The sequence below is a fragment of the Candidatus Pelagibacter sp. HIMB1746 genome (genome assembly GCF_052047555.1).
GTDB lineage: Bacteria > Pseudomonadota > Alphaproteobacteria > Pelagibacterales > Pelagibacteraceae > Pelagibacter.
Window position 1 is genome coordinate 137,468 of sequence record NZ_JBNAJZ010000003.1, and the last position, 13,864, is coordinate 151,331.

Below are 13,864 nucleotides of genomic sequence, written 5' to 3' on the forward strand. Positions count from 1 at the left end.
GAGTTCTAATTTATGAATAATTTTGATTTCATTATACTAGGAGCTGGATCAGCGGGCTGTGTTTTAGCAAATAGGCTATCAGAAAATCCTTCACACAAAGTTCTTTTGATTGAGGCTGGAGGTAAAGATAATTATCCATGGATCCATATTCCAGTTGGTTATTTTAAAACAATGCACAACCCTAATACTGACTGGTGCTACAAGACAGAACCAGATGAAAGCATGAATAATATTTCAATACGTTATCCCCGTGGAAAAACTTTAGGAGGAAGCTCTTCTATCAATGGACTTTTATATATCCGAGGACAACACAGAGATTATGATATTTGGAGACAGCTTGGAAATACTGGCTGGGGTTGGGATGATGTTCTGCCCTATTTTATAAAAGCAGAAAATCAAGAAAGAGGCAAAAGTGAATATCATGGAGTTGGTGGACCTCTCTCTGTCTCAGATCAAAGAATACATCTTCCTCTATTAGATGAGTTTCAGAACGCAGCTGAGGAATTTGGTGTACCAAAAACAAAAGATTTTAATACAGGAGACAATCATGGCTGTGGTTATTTTCAAGTAACAGAAAAAGATGGATTTAGATGCAGTACTGCTGTTGGTTATCTAAACCCTGTTAAGCATAGAAAAAATTTAACAATTATTACTCACGCTCATGTTAAAAAAATTAACTTTGAAAATAAAAAGGCAAAATCAGTTGATTATTGGCAAGATAATGAATTGAAAACAGCTGAAGCAAATAGAGAAGTTATAGTTTCTTCTGGTGCAATCGGTTCTCCTCAAATATTGCAAGTGTCAGGAATTGGAAATCCAGAAAAACTAAAAAATTTAGGAATTGATATGGTTCATAATTTAAATGGTGTAGGTGAAAATCTACACGATCACTTAATGTTAAGACCTATTTATAAAATTAACGGTTTAAAATCTCTTAACAAAAAAATTAATAGCTTGTTTGGAAATTTGCTTATCGGATTAGAGTATGTTTTTAAAAGAAGTGGTCCAATGACTATGGGAGCAAGTCAGCTTTGTATGTTTGCAAAAAGTGACCCTTCTTTAGAATTACCAGATTTACAATGGCACGTTCAGCCAATGAGTATGGATACTTTGGGAGCTACAAAAAATCATGATTTTCACGCGTTTACTCCAACTGTTTCAAATATAAGACCTACAAGTAGAGGTCACGTAAGTATTGTTGATAAAGACTCGCGTGTTTACGCAAAAATAAAACAAAACTACCTATCAACTGATCACGATAGAATGATTGCTGCTAAAGGATTAAAATTAACAAGAAAAATTATAATGGAATCTGAAACTTTTAAAAAATATACACCTGAGGAATATAGACCTGGTATTCATATTGATGATGACGAGGAATTGGTGAAAGAAGCATCAAATTTTGCACAAACCATCTTTCATCCTGTTGGTACATGTAAGATGGGACAAGATGAGATGTCAGTAGTTGATGAAAAATTAAAAGTAAGAGGAATAGAAAATCTTAGAGTTATTGATGCATCAATAATGCCTAACATTACTTCAGGAAATACTAATGCACCTACGATTATGATTGCAGAAAAAGGTGCTGACATGATACTACAACAATAATGTTTGCAGAATTTTTTACTCCCGAACAAATTGCTATTTTAACACAAATAATTTTTATTGATTTAGTGTTAGCTGGTGACAATGCCATTATAATTGGAATGGTAGCCTCAAAATTTCCAGTTGAACAAAGGAAGAAAGTTATATTTTGGGGAATTGGTGGTGCAGTAATATTACGGATAATATTAACGTTACTTACAGCTTATTTGTTACAAATTACAGGACTAAGGCTTATTGGGGGAATTTTACTCCTTTATATTGTTTACAAACTTTATGTTGATGTAATCAAAGGCTCAGATTCAGAGGAAGATATAAAAGTAGACAACTCAAGTTTTTTAAAAGCAATTTGGACTGTTTTACTTGCTGATTTTACAATGAGTTTAGATAATGTTTTAGGTGTTGCTGGTGCTGCAGGTGATCATTATGGATTACTTGTATTTGGATTGGTTCTATCGATTGTTTTAATGGCAACTGCTGCAACATTAATTTCTGGATGGATAAAAAAATACAAATGGATTGCATGGGTTGGGTTATTGGCAATATTAATAGTAGCTGTTGAGTTGATTTATACAGATATTAAAATAATATTCTTTTAATGTATCTTCAAAAAATTAATCTTAAAAATAAGTACGCACTAGTTACTGGTGCTGGTAAAGGACTTGGGAGAGCTTGTTCTATCGCACTAGCTGAAGCTGGAGCAACAGTAATAGCATTAAGCAGAACTCCATCTGATTTAAATAAATTAGAAAAAAATATTAAAAAAATCAAAGGTAAAGTAATTAAAGTTCCTTGCGATGTAATGAATTATGAAGATCTAAAAACAAAATTAGAAAAAATCAAAATTATTGATGTTTTAGTAAACAATGCTGGAACTAATATTCCTGAACCTTTTGAAAAAATTAAACAAAAAAGTATGAACTACTTGGTAGATTTAAATCTAAAAGCTGCATTTAACGTTGCGCAATTAGTAGTTAAGAAAATGCTTAAAAATAAAAAGAGACCTGGCTCTATTATTAATATGTCTTCTCAATTAGGTCATGTAGGTATGGGTGGGAGAAATGTTTACAATATGACTAAATTTGGGATTGAAGGTTTGACAAAAGGTATGGGTGTAGAGTTAGCTAAAAGAAATATAAGAGTTAACACAGTAGCTCCTACGTTTGTTGAAACTCCAATGGTTAAAAATTTCTTTAAAAATAAAAAATTTAAAAAACTAGCACTTGGAAATATTCCAATGGGAAAAGCAGCAACTGAAAGCGATGTAGCGACAACAGTTTGTTTCTTAGCCTCACCTGCTTCCTCAATGATAACTGGAACATCAATTATAATAGATGGTGGATGGACAGCTCAGTAATAAATAGATTTTTTTTAATATTTTTCTTATTTTTTTCAACTGCAAACGCGATAGAATTTCAAGGTAAATTCTTACAAGGTCATTTTATCTTAGGAAAAACAAATCCTGGTGCAAAGATAATTGTTGGAAAAAAAGAAGTAAGAGTATCAAAGGATGGTTTTTTCGTTTTTGGTATTGATAGAGATCAAAAATATGATCTTACTTTTACAAAAATCTTTGATGGAAAAAAAAATACAATAACCAAAAAAGTTTTAAAAAGAAAATACAACATCCAAAGAATAGATGGCTTAGAAGAAAGCAAAGTAACCCCACCCGAGTCAGTCTATAAAAGAATTAAAAAAGAAAATAATGCAATTGGCGAAGCAAGAGAAATTAATTCTGAATTACAGTTTTTTAAGCAAAAATTTATAATGCCTGTTGAAGGAATAATTAGTGGTGTTTATGGGAGTCAAAGAATTTTAAACGGTAAACCTAGATGGCCACATTACGGAATTGATATTGCTGCGAAACAAGGAACAATGATTAAATCATCAGGCTCAGGTAAAGTTACAATGGCTGAAGATGATTTATATTATACCGGGGGTACAGTCATTATGGATCATGGTCATGGTATATCAACAATTTATTCACATTTAGAAAACGTTTTAGTTTCTGTTGGAGATTTAATTAATCAAGGAGATATTATTGGAACCGTCGGATCGACAGGTAGATCAACTGGACCTCATCTTGATTTTAGAATTAATTGGTTTCAAACTAGATTGGATCCAATGTCTGTTTTGGAAAATTAATAAAAAAACATCCAAATACCAACTAGAATTAATATAAATCCGCCAATTTTATTTAAAACTTTTAAATATTTTGATGCTATGAATTCTCTAAACTTGCCAAATACAAATGCATATGAGCTATCAAATATTGTAGCTACTATTATAAAGATAATTCCAAAATAAATTATCTGATAACTAACAGGTTCATTTATATTAATAAATTGAGGAATAAATGCACCAAGGAACAAAAATATTTTTGGATTAGTTAAAATCACTATTAATCCTTGGAGAAAATATTTTTTTTCAAATTTAGTTACTTGAGTTTTGTTTAAATCAATATCTGACTTAATTGCAATTACTCCAAGTGAAATTAAATAAATCGAACCTAGAATTCTTACATAATTAATAATCACTTCTAGAAAAGGAGAAACTATTTCAAATCCAAGGGCTAACAAAAATAACAAAATTAAAACGCCAACTTGGGTACCAAAAACATTTAATAATCCTGCTTTTACACCAGATCTTAAAGAATTAGCAATGATCAGACTAACAGTGGGGCCAGGCACTATCACTATTAAAAAACTTGCTATAACAAAATATAGTAATACAAAATCCATGACAGTCTGAATTAATCAATAACAACTTGAAATAAAATTAAAACAAAAAAAATGAAATTTAAATCAAGAGAAACACTGGGAATTATTTTTGCAATAATTGCTTACTTTTCATTTTCAATCCTTGATGCAATTCAAAAAACTGCGGTTATTCATTACTCTATTTTTCAATTATTATTTATCAAATATACTTTTGTGCTTTTGTTAGGCTTGATGGAAGCAAAAAGAGCTAACAATAATAATTTTTATAGATCTAATAATTTAAAACTTCAAATTATAAGAAGTCTACTATCTATTTTAGAATCTGGTTTTTTTGTTTTATCTTTTAAACACTTGTCTTTAGCTAACGCTCATAGCATAGGTGCACTAGCACCTATAATTATAGTTGCATTATCTGTATTTATTTTAAATGAAAGAGTATCAATCAAAACTTGGATAGCAATCTTTATAGGTTTTATTGGAGTTTTAATAATTATTAGACCTGCATCTGATGTATTTAGTGTAAATTCTTTTATTCCATTGCTAGCAGCTTTTTTTCTGGGTCTTTATCAAATCGCAACAAAAAAAATAACTGAATATGATGCTCCTGAAGTATCCTTGTTCTACTCTTCTTTAGTTGGGATTGTTATAACCTCAATAATGGCGATTAATTTTTGGCAACCTGTTAATTTTAATTCTTTATATTTCTTTGTGCCAATTGGTTTATTTTTTTCATTAGGTATATACTTCCAAATATTAGCACTTAAAAATGCAAGAGCTAGCATAATACAACCATTTCATTATACTTTAATTTTTTGGGCAATAATTTTTGGTTTTTTCTTCTATGATGATGTTCCAGATTTATTTACTATTATAGGTGCAATAATAATTACAACTTCAGGAATATTTGTTATTAATCAAACATCAAAAAAATAAATTAAAAATTCTTATGACAAAAACACTTAAAGATAAAATTTCAGATAAATTAGTTAATGCTTTTCTTAATAATAAAATTATCTCTTCTATACCTAGTAGATTTACAAAAAAACTTACTGAGGCGGACAAATTTAGAAAATTATGTGAAAGCAAAATAAAAGATCCAACAATAGGTTTTAAAGCTGGTGGAACTGGCATTCCGTTAATGAAAAAATTAAAAGAAAAAGAGCCTTTTATTGCATCTGTTTTCAAAAAAAACTTAATAAAAAGTGGAAAGAAAGTAAAAATAAATAAATATGCTTTAGGAATCGAACTTGAAGTTTGTTATTTAATCAAAAAAACTTTTTTCACTTCAAAAGGTAAGCTCACAAATAGTAACGTAACTAAATATATTTCACACATGGCACCATGTATCGAAGTAGTTGGATATAGGCAAAAAAGAAAAGGTATTACTTCTTTTGGAGATTTAAGTAGTGACTTTGGAGGTAATATCAAATTTTTAATTGGTCAAAAGAAAAAATTTAAAAAAATTAACATAGGTAATTTAAAAACAAATATTTCAAATAAAAAAGCTAAGCAAAGTGTAGATGGAAACACAAATGCTGTTTATGTAAATCCAATAAATTCATTAAGATTTGTTTTAAATAAAGTTAAAAAAGATAAAATTAATTTAGACAAAGATTTTTATGTTTTTACAGGATCCACAGTTGGGGTTGTGCCTATTATAAAAAAAGGAACATATACAGCAAAAATTGATAAACTTGGGTCTGTAAGAGCAGTTATTTCATAATATTATAATCAGAAGGATAATTTTATTCATAGAATACGTGTGTAAAAATTAGCTAATCATGAATAATATTTTTCTTTTTATAATCACTCTTTTTTGTTGGTCACCCACCTGGTATCTAATTAAATTTCAATTAGGCTATGTTGATCCACTGGTATCTGTATTTTATAGATTTTTAATAGCTTCATTTATAATCTTTATTTTTTTAATAATTAAAAAAGAAAAATTACAATTTTCAATTAATCAGCATTTTTGGTTTTTGTTTTTTGGAATTTGTTTGTATTCGGTGAATTATGTTTTCTTCTATTTGTCTAACACTTATTTGATTAGTGCTTTTCCAGCAATTGTATTTTCAACTGTGGTAATAATGAATATAGTTGGTGAAACCTTCTATTTTAAAAAGAAACCTTCTATAAAAACTTTAATTGGAGCATCAATTGGTATGGTGGGTATTTTGATAATTTTTAATGATGAAATTTTCAATTTTAGTTTTAGCGAAGGAACTCATATAGGATTGTTTCTAGCTTTGATTGGAACATTTAGTGCATCAACAGGTAATATGGTTCACCAAAGAAACTTAAATAATAATTTTCCTCCAATACAAACAATAGCATATGCTATGTTTTATGGTTCAATTGTTACACTGATAATTACAAAATTTAGAGGAGCTGAATTATTATTTGAAACTAGTTTTAGCTACATCTCTTCACTGCTTTATCTTTCAATTTTTGGTTCAATATTTGCTTTTGTATCTTATTTAAAGTTACTTGAAAAAGTTGGACCTGGAAGAGCTGGTTATGTTGGTGTTGTAATGCCCGTATTAGCATTAATTATTTCAACAATATTTGAAAATTTAGAATGGCAATATGATCTAATAATGGGTCTTCCGATTTTAATCATTGGCGCTGTTCTTGTGATAAATCAAAAAATTAGAATTAATTAGATTTCTGATTTAGCTCTCAAACGTTCATAAACTAATCTAGTTTTTATTCCTAAATTTAAAAATGGTTGCGGTGGTAACCAAGTAGGTTTATTCCTCGCTTCTATTGTTTTTATTTCACTAGTACTTTCATTAATCGCTTTAAGAGCAATTTGTTCACCAAATAAAGTTCCTACACCAATACCTGAACCGTTATAACAACCAGCGGCAAAAATATTACTATCAATTTTTTCAAATATTTGAGAACTATTTCTTGTTCTTGATACTATTCCAGACCAAGATGATTTAATTATATCATTGGGTAATTGTGGAAATCTTTTTTGTATTCCAAGTTTCTGATTGAAAGATCTTTTTTTAAGAGTGGAATTTGACATACCAAATGGATTGTGGACTTCTGCTGTATTTCTTATCAAAATTCTTCTATCTTTTGTCATTCTAATTGTTGCACCCATTGGCCTAACAGGTAGTACGCCCCATTCTTTTGGTTCACCAATAGATTTAAATTCTTCATCAGATAATCTTCTTGTCATGCTCGCAGTTAATGTAATAGGAAAATTATAATTTGATTTTATCCCTAGTGATTTTAAGAAACCATTCGTAGCAAAAATAATATTTTTTGATTTAATTATTCCATTTTTGAAATTACAAAAAATGAAATCTTTATTTTTATTCCAATTTAATAAACAAGAATTTTCATACAAAAAAACATTAGTAGGAAGAGCATCAATCATTGCTCTAACTAATTTTCCTGGATGTATTAGAATACCACCGTTTGTGTAAAGTCCGATATTATAAAAACTAGTACCTAATTTTTCAGACAATTCTTTGTTTCTTAATAAGCTGTGTTCAAAGCCTAACTTAGATAATGTATTTGAAAAATTTTCTAAAATTTTTTTATCTTCAATTTTTGATGAAGCAAAATATTTACCACATTCATTCCAATCACAATCTACTTGATATTCTTTAATAAATTTTTTTACTACATCTATTCCTAATGAATAAATATCAGCTTTCTTTTTGTAATTTTGCAGTTCTTTATTTGATGTAAAACCATCGTTCAAAGTTGTATCAACCAAATAACCAGAATTTCTTCCACTAGCACCCTCACCTGCTAGTTGGGCATCTGCTAGTATAATTTTTAAATTTGAATTTATTTGAGCTAATTTTCTTGCAGCAGACAGACCTGTGTAACCAGCACCTATTATTAACCAATCACACTCATCGTTTGATAGAAGAGACTTGATGTTTGTTCTTGGATTAAGATCATTAATCCAACTACAGCTATTATCGTTAGTCACTTCCATGAAGTGACTTTACGATAATTGATAAATTTTTAAAAGATTTTAAGAGTTTAATGAAGGTTGTTTCTTCATATCTGCTTTGTTGATACCAGCAACTCTTACCGGTTTCTTCATCGCATCTCTTCTAAATGGTTCTCCAAGTTCTTGGTTAAGAATTACTTCTATAAATGTTGTAATTCCTTTCTTTTGATCTTCACAAGATTGCTTGATTGCATTTGTTGTTTCTTCCATAGTTCTAACGGTTACACCTTTTAAACCACATGCATCAGCAACTTTAGCGTAACTTAATTCAGGGTCTAACTCAGTTCCAACAAAATTATTATCAAACCATAGAGTGGTATTTCTTTTTTCTGCACCCCATTGATAATTTCTAAAAATTACCATTGTAATTGCAGGCCATTCTTCTCTTGCACATGAGCTCATTTCGTTCATGCTAATTCCAAAAGCGCCATCTCCCGCAAAACCAATTACTGGAGTATCAGGGCAACCAATTTTTGCACCTAGTATAGATGGAAATCCATAACCACAAGGTCCAAATAAACCTGGGGCTAAATATTTTCTTGGTTTTTCAAAAGTTGGGTAAGCATTACCAATGGCGCAGTTATTACCAATATCACTTGAAATAATTACATCATCAGGCATACCAGATTGAATTGCTCTCCAAGCTTGTCTTGGTGACATTCTGTCTGCATCTCTTTCTCTAGCCTCTTTATTCCAAACTGTTCCCTCATCATCATCTTCATGATCTAAACTTGAAAGTTTTTGCAACCATGCAGATTTTGTTTGGTGAATTAAATCTTTTCTAGCTTGCCTATCAGTATCTCCTGCGTTCGAAGATAGTTTTGCTAAAATTTGCTCTGCAACTAATTTTGCATCACCACTAATTCCAACTGTTACTTTTTTTGTTAAACCAATTCTATCAGGATTAATATCTACCTGAATGATGTTTGCATTTTTTGGCCAATAATCAATTCCATATCCTGGTAAAGTTGAAAATGGATTTAATCTTGTACCTAGTGCTAAAACAACATCGGCTTTTGAAATTAATTCCATTGCAGCTTTAGAACCATTGTAACCTAAAGGTCCTACTGCTAATGGGTGGCTTCCTGGAAAACTATCGTTATGTTGATAACCAGAACATACTGGTGCATCTAATTTTTCAGCAAGATTTTTAGTAGCATCAATAGCTCCACCAATAACAACACCAGCACCTGAAAGTATTACTGGAAATTTTGCATTAGATAATAAATCAGCAGCTTTAGAAACAGCGTCGTTACCTCCACCTTGTCTTTCTAATCTTACAATTGGTGGTAAATCAATATCAATAACCTGGCACCAATAATCTCTTGGAACGTTTATTTGTGCAGGGGCTGAGCCTCTTATAGCTTTTTCAATTACTCTGTTTAGAACTTCTGCCATTCTTGATGGGTCTCTAACTTCTTCTTGATAACAAACCATGTCTTTAAACAGGTTCATTTGTTCTACTTCTTGAAAACCACCTTGGCCCATAGTTTTATTTGCAGCTTGTGGTGTTACTAATAATAGAGGCGTGTGATTCCAATATGCAGTTTTAATTGGAGTTACTAGTCCTGTTATTCCTGGTCCGTTTTGTGCAATGACCATAGACATTTTACCTGTAGCTCTTGTGTAACCATCAGCAATTAAACCACCATTTGTTTCATGGGCTACATCCCAAAAAGTAATTCCTGCATCAGGAAAAATATCTGATATTGGCATAAAAGCAGAACCGATAATTCCAAAAGCGTGCTCAATGCCGTGCATTTGTAAAACTTTTACAAAAGCTTCTTCTGTTGTCATTTTTGTCATAAGACTAGAACCCCTCTAAAGTATAATTATTAAGAATTTATAAAATTCGTTTGTCAATTTTCGCGATTAATATATAAGATTTCCTAAATTTCAAACAAACAATTCGACACAACATTATGGCTACAGACATCATTATACACGACGAAAAAGACAACGTAGGAGTAGTTGTTATTGAAAAAATCACTCCAAAACAGGACTGCTCTTGCTGGATTATGGAAAATGACAAGACAGTTAACATTCAATCTGAAGATGAAATCCCTCTAGGACACAAAATTGCAATGAACGATTTAAATGAAGGTGACACTATTATTAAATACGGTCATGATATTGGTAAAGTAGTAAAATCAATCAAAAAAGGTGAACACGTACATGTTCACAACGTTAAAACAAAGAAGTGGTAGTAATATGGAAATCCCAAAAAGTTTTTTAGGTTATAAAAGAGAAAATGGCAGAGCTGGAACAAGAAATCATGTAATCATTTTGCCTGTTGATGATATTTCAAATGCTTGTGCAGAAGCTGTCGCAAACAATATTAAAGGCACAATTGCGTTACCTCACTCGTATGGAAGATTACAGTTTGGTGCTGATTTAGAGTTACATTTTAGAACAATGATAGGTACAGCAAAAAACCCGAATGTTGCTGCTGCTATAATTATTGGCATTGAGCCTAAATGGACTAAAAGAATTGTTGATGAAGTAGCAAAAACTGGAAAACCTGTTGAAGGTTTTAGTATTGAGGGTGCTGGTGACATTGAAACAATCATGAAAGCTTCAAAAAAAGCTCAAGAATTTTCAATGTGGGCTTCTGAAAAACAAAGAGAAGAGTGTCCAATAAGTGATCTTTGGATTTCAGTAAAATGCGGAGAGTCTGACACTACTTCAGGTCTTGCATCTAATCCAACAGTTGGAAATTTAATGGATAAATTAGAGCCATTAGGAGTTCATTTATGTTTTGGTGAAACTTCAGAACTTACAGGTGCTGAAACTGTTTGTGAAAAAAGAGGTAAAACTCCAGAAGCACAAGAAAAGTTTAAAAAAACATGGAATGAATATAATGATTTCATTTTAAAAGAAGCAACAGATGATTTATCAGAAAGCCAACCCACTGCAGGAAATATTGCTGGAGGACTGACTACAATTGAAGAAAAAGCATTTGGTAATTTCCAAAAAATAGGATCAAGACAATTTGTAGATGTTTTAACACCTGCTGAAGAACCACAAAAAGGTCCAGGGTTATATTTTATGGATACTTCTTCAGCTGCAGCAGAATGTGTTACTTTGCAAGCCGCTGGCGGTTTTAATATTCACTTATTCCCAACAGGACAAGGAAATATTATTGGAAACCCAATTGAACCAGTTGTAAAATTAACAGCCAACCCATTAACAGCAGTCAGCATGAAAGAACATATCGACTGCGATGTTTCTAAAATACTTTCTAGAGAAATGAATTTGGATCAAGCTGGTGATGAACTAATTAAAGCAACTATTAGAACAGCTAATGGAAGGTTAACTTGTGCTGAAGCTTTAGGTCATAGAGAATTTGTAATGACTAAGCTTTACAGAAGTGCTTAATTAAAAATCCTACTTTATGGCTAAAAATAAGTACCTGGTACTTTTACCTGGTATTATACTTGCGTTTGTTCTCTACACATTATCTCAAGGCTTTAATAATATTATTGGTATTGAATTATTAGGATACGAAAAAAGTCCTATATCCACTGCAATGATAGCTATCCTATTAGGAATGTTCTTTGGAAACATTTTTAAAATAAGAGAAAGTTTCAAAAGGGGTTTAGATTTTACTCAAAAAAATATTTTAAAACTTGGAATAATTTGTTTAGGTATTCAATTAAAACCTTTTGAGTTTCTTGAATTTGGTGCAATTGCTATTCCTTTAATTGTAATTTGTATTGTAAGTGTATTAGCAGTAATTAAACTTTTAATTAAAAAATTAAAAATCCCAACAAGAATGGCTTATTTAATATCAATTGGCAGTACAGTTTGTGGAACAACAGCAATCATGGCAACTGCACCTGTAATTGGTGCCAAAAAAAATGAGATATCTTACGCAATTGCAAACATCACTTTGTTTGGAATTCTTTCAATGTTGATCTACCCATACTTTGCAAATTTTTATTTTAATGGTGAACCACTTCTAATCGGTTTGTTTTTAGGAACTTCTATACATGAAACAGCGCAAGTAGCAGCTGCAGGATTGATCTATGATCAGCAATTCAATAGTCCAGAGACTTTAAATGTAGCAACAGTTACTAAACTAATCAGAAATACTTTTTTGATTATAATGATACCATTATTTGCTTATCTTTATAACAGAGGACAAGCTAAAGAAAAAAAATACTCAATAATTGATATTTTTCCTTATTTTGTACTAGGTTTTGTTGCAATGATTATTGTTCGAAATGTTGGTGATCAACTTTTTATTTCAAACAACAGTGAACTTTGGTTTAACACTGTGGATGGTATTAAGTCTTTTTCAAAAATATTCCTAACAATGGCAATGGCAGCAATTGGTATGTCTACCAATTTAAGAGATATAAAAGATATGGGGTATAAACCTTTTGTGGTAGGATTTATTGGAATGGCTACTGTTGGAATTGTTTGTTTGGGGACTATTGATTTGTATCTTTATTTATTCAATTAAGATTTCAACAAAATTTGTTTTTTAAGATTTGAAAAAAATCTTCTAATAAACGCTGCTGCTACACCTAAAAATATTGCAAACATAATTGAAAATAATCCATAAAAGAATGGCATCTCATTAGAAAAATCTAAAATAAATTGTGAGAAAAAATTTAAATCCGAAATTGCAGAAGTGGTTGTTGCATTTGTATCATGATCTGCAAAAAATGAATCATAAGCAATTGCAATACCAACTGCTAAAATCAAAATAGCCATCAATGCTCGTAATCCTGAGCTATCAATTTTCTCTCCTAATTTTTGTCCAATCTGAACACCAATTATTGATCCAATAACAAGTAGAAAAACTAAAAGTAAATCAATCGAACCATAATTAAATGAATGCAGGAAAGTAACAATTACACTAACAAAAATAGTAACAAATAATGAAGTTCCAGGAACAAGTTTAGTTGGCATTTTAATTATATAAATCATTGCTGGCACTAATATAAATGCTCCACCTATTCCCATTATTGCAGCAATAAAACCAACTACTAAACCAATAACTATTGGAGTAAAAATACTTTCATATAATTTTGATTTTGGAAATCTCATTCTTAAAGGAAGACCATGGATCCAATAATGAACATGTAATTTTTTTTTAACTAAAACGTTTCTTTTAGCTTTATCTATTTCACCAAGACTTTCGACTAACATTAAAGATCCAATGATTGCTAAAATATACATGTAAGCTAAAGAGATTACGGTATCAATTTTTCCAATACCTTTAAAATAAGAAAAGGTAAAAATTCCTAATGAGGTACCTATAGCGCCACCAATGACAATCATTAAACCCATTTTGTAATCTAAAGTATTTTTTAGATAATGTGTTGTTGAACCAGAAACTGAAGTGGCTAAGATATTGTTTGCTTCATTTGCAACTGCGTATGCAGGAGGAATTCCTAAAAAAATTAAAAAAGGCGTCATTAAAAAACCGCCACCTACTCCAAACAATCCGGAAAGGACACCAACGATTGCGCTTAATATAAGAATTTCTATTGGATTAACAAAAACTTGAGCGATGGGTAAAAATACATCCATTTAAATAAATAAATTG

14 protein-coding genes are annotated in these 13,864 nt (G+C 30.7%); 10 read left to right on the forward strand and 4 right to left on the reverse strand.

Annotated elements, in window-relative coordinates; genetic code table 11:
* Positions 1 to 12: 12 nt before the first annotated feature.
* Genes ACTTBM_RS04750 through ACTTBM_RS04765 form a run of 4 tightly spaced genes read left to right on the forward strand, consistent with a single transcriptional unit; the run spans position 13 to position 3,747 of the window.
* Entirely contained in the window at positions 13 to 1,608 is a 1,596-nt protein-coding gene (locus ACTTBM_RS04750; RefSeq protein ID WP_440634925.1) for a GMC family oxidoreductase, read from the forward strand.
* Complete coding sequence (locus ACTTBM_RS04755; RefSeq protein WP_075506621.1) at positions 1,608 to 2,201, forward strand: TerC family protein; 594 nt, start codon at positions 1,608 to 1,610, stop codon at positions 2,199 to 2,201. The genes ACTTBM_RS04750 and ACTTBM_RS04755 overlap by 1 nt, the downstream gene beginning before the upstream one ends.
* Entirely contained in the window at positions 2,201 to 2,959 is a 759-nt protein-coding gene (locus ACTTBM_RS04760; RefSeq protein WP_440634926.1) for an SDR family NAD(P)-dependent oxidoreductase, read from the forward strand. The genes ACTTBM_RS04755 and ACTTBM_RS04760 overlap by 1 nt, the downstream gene beginning before the upstream one ends.
* Positions 2,944 to 3,747, forward strand: coding sequence for a M23 family metallopeptidase (locus ACTTBM_RS04765; protein ID WP_440634927.1), 804 nt, complete (start codon positions 2,944 to 2,946; stop codon positions 3,745 to 3,747). Before ACTTBM_RS04760 ends, ACTTBM_RS04765 begins: the two co-directional genes overlap by 16 nt.
* On the opposite strand, the gene ACTTBM_RS04770 is transcribed toward ACTTBM_RS04765, so the two are convergent.
* Complete coding sequence (locus tag ACTTBM_RS04770) at positions 3,744 to 4,343, reverse strand: LysE family translocator (protein ID WP_440634928.1); 600 nt, start codon at positions 4,341 to 4,343, stop codon at positions 3,744 to 3,746. The two genes, ACTTBM_RS04765 and ACTTBM_RS04770, sit on opposite strands and share 4 nt — an antisense overlap.
* 51 nt (positions 4,344 to 4,394) lie before the next feature.
* On the opposite strand from ACTTBM_RS04770, the gene ACTTBM_RS04775 reads away from it, so the two are divergent.
* From ACTTBM_RS04775 to ACTTBM_RS04785, 3 genes are read left to right on the forward strand one after another with little or no spacing between them, the layout of a single operon-like run.
* Entirely contained in the window at positions 4,395 to 5,255 is an 861-nt protein-coding gene (locus ACTTBM_RS04775) for a DMT family transporter (protein ID WP_440634929.1), read from the forward strand.
* 13 nt (positions 5,256 to 5,268) lie between these two features.
* On the forward strand, positions 5,269 to 6,045 hold the full coding sequence (locus ACTTBM_RS04780; RefSeq protein WP_440618535.1) for a fumarylacetoacetate hydrolase: 777 nt from the start codon (positions 5,269 to 5,271) through the stop codon (positions 6,043 to 6,045).
* Positions 6,046 to 6,103: 58 nt separating this feature from the next.
* Complete coding sequence (locus ACTTBM_RS04785; protein ID WP_440634930.1) at positions 6,104 to 6,985, forward strand: DMT family transporter; 882 nt, start codon at positions 6,104 to 6,106, stop codon at positions 6,983 to 6,985.
* Here ACTTBM_RS04785 and ACTTBM_RS04790 read toward each other — a convergent pair.
* Positions 6,982 to 8,286, reverse strand: coding sequence for an NAD(P)/FAD-dependent oxidoreductase (locus tag ACTTBM_RS04790; RefSeq protein ID WP_440634931.1), 1,305 nt, complete (start codon positions 8,284 to 8,286; stop codon positions 6,982 to 6,984). The genes ACTTBM_RS04785 and ACTTBM_RS04790 overlap by 4 nt on opposite strands.
* A gap of 39 nt (positions 8,287 to 8,325) precedes the next feature.
* Entirely contained in the window at positions 8,326 to 10,110 is a 1,785-nt protein-coding gene (gene xsc, locus ACTTBM_RS04795; RefSeq protein WP_262589343.1) for a sulfoacetaldehyde acetyltransferase, read from the reverse strand.
* 116 nt (positions 10,111 to 10,226) lie between these two features.
* Here xsc and ACTTBM_RS04800 point away from each other — a divergent pair, with 116 nt between their 5' ends.
* The 3 genes from ACTTBM_RS04800 to ACTTBM_RS04810 are packed head-to-tail and all read left to right on the forward strand — an operon-like array spanning position 10,227 to position 12,772.
* Positions 10,227 to 10,511 carry a UxaA family hydrolase gene (locus tag ACTTBM_RS04800; RefSeq protein WP_440614486.1) on the forward strand — a complete coding sequence of 95 codons (285 nt, stop codon included), beginning with the start codon at positions 10,227 to 10,229 and terminating at the stop codon, positions 10,509 to 10,511.
* 4 nt (positions 10,512 to 10,515) lie between these two features.
* Entirely contained in the window at positions 10,516 to 11,682 is a 1,167-nt protein-coding gene (locus ACTTBM_RS04805; protein WP_075506613.1) for a UxaA family hydrolase, read from the forward strand.
* Between the two features lie 16 nt (positions 11,683 to 11,698).
* Entirely contained in the window at positions 11,699 to 12,772 is a 1,074-nt protein-coding gene (locus ACTTBM_RS04810; protein WP_440634932.1) for a YeiH family protein, read from the forward strand.
* Here ACTTBM_RS04810 and ACTTBM_RS04815 read toward each other — a convergent pair.
* The gene (locus tag ACTTBM_RS04815) at positions 12,769 to 13,848 is read right to left on the reverse strand and encodes a TSUP family transporter (protein WP_440614489.1); all 1,080 of its coding nucleotides are present in this window, start codon (positions 13,846 to 13,848) and stop codon (positions 12,769 to 12,771) included. The genes ACTTBM_RS04810 and ACTTBM_RS04815 overlap by 4 nt on opposite strands.
* Positions 13,849 to 13,864 lie beyond the last annotated feature (16 nt).

Excerpts from the sequence above, each read along its gene's own strand:
- ACTTBM_RS04750 (WP_440634925.1), top strand. The coding sequence starts at position 13 with ATGAATAATTTTGATTTCATTATACTAGGAGCTGGATCAGCGGGCTGT.
- ACTTBM_RS04755 (WP_075506621.1), top strand. The coding sequence starts at position 1,608 with ATGTTTGCAGAATTTTTTACTCCCGAACAAATTGCTATTTTAACACAA.
- ACTTBM_RS04760 (WP_440634926.1), top strand. The coding sequence starts at position 2,201 with ATGTATCTTCAAAAAATTAATCTTAAAAATAAGTACGCACTAGTTACT.
- ACTTBM_RS04765 (WP_440634927.1), top strand. The coding sequence starts at position 2,944 with ATGGACAGCTCAGTAATAAATAGATTTTTTTTAATATTTTTCTTATTT.
- ACTTBM_RS04770 (WP_440634928.1), bottom strand. The coding sequence starts at position 4,343 with ATGGATTTTGTATTACTATATTTTGTTATAGCAAGTTTTTTAATAGTG.
- ACTTBM_RS04775 (WP_440634929.1), top strand. The coding sequence starts at position 4,395 with ATGAAATTTAAATCAAGAGAAACACTGGGAATTATTTTTGCAATAATT.
- ACTTBM_RS04780 (WP_440618535.1), top strand. The coding sequence starts at position 5,269 with ATGACAAAAACACTTAAAGATAAAATTTCAGATAAATTAGTTAATGCT.
- ACTTBM_RS04785 (WP_440634930.1), top strand. The coding sequence starts at position 6,104 with ATGAATAATATTTTTCTTTTTATAATCACTCTTTTTTGTTGGTCACCC.
- ACTTBM_RS04790 (WP_440634931.1), bottom strand. The coding sequence starts at position 8,286 with ATGGAAGTGACTAACGATAATAGCTGTAGTTGGATTAATGATCTTAAT.
- xsc (WP_262589343.1), bottom strand. The coding sequence starts at position 10,110 with ATGACAAAAATGACAACAGAAGAAGCTTTTGTAAAAGTTTTACAAATG.
- ACTTBM_RS04800 (WP_440614486.1), top strand. The coding sequence starts at position 10,227 with ATGGCTACAGACATCATTATACACGACGAAAAAGACAACGTAGGAGTA.
- ACTTBM_RS04805 (WP_075506613.1), top strand. The coding sequence starts at position 10,516 with ATGGAAATCCCAAAAAGTTTTTTAGGTTATAAAAGAGAAAATGGCAGA.
- ACTTBM_RS04810 (WP_440634932.1), top strand. The coding sequence starts at position 11,699 with ATGGCTAAAAATAAGTACCTGGTACTTTTACCTGGTATTATACTTGCG.
- ACTTBM_RS04815 (WP_440614489.1), bottom strand. The coding sequence starts at position 13,848 with ATGGATGTATTTTTACCCATCGCTCAAGTTTTTGTTAATCCAATAGAA.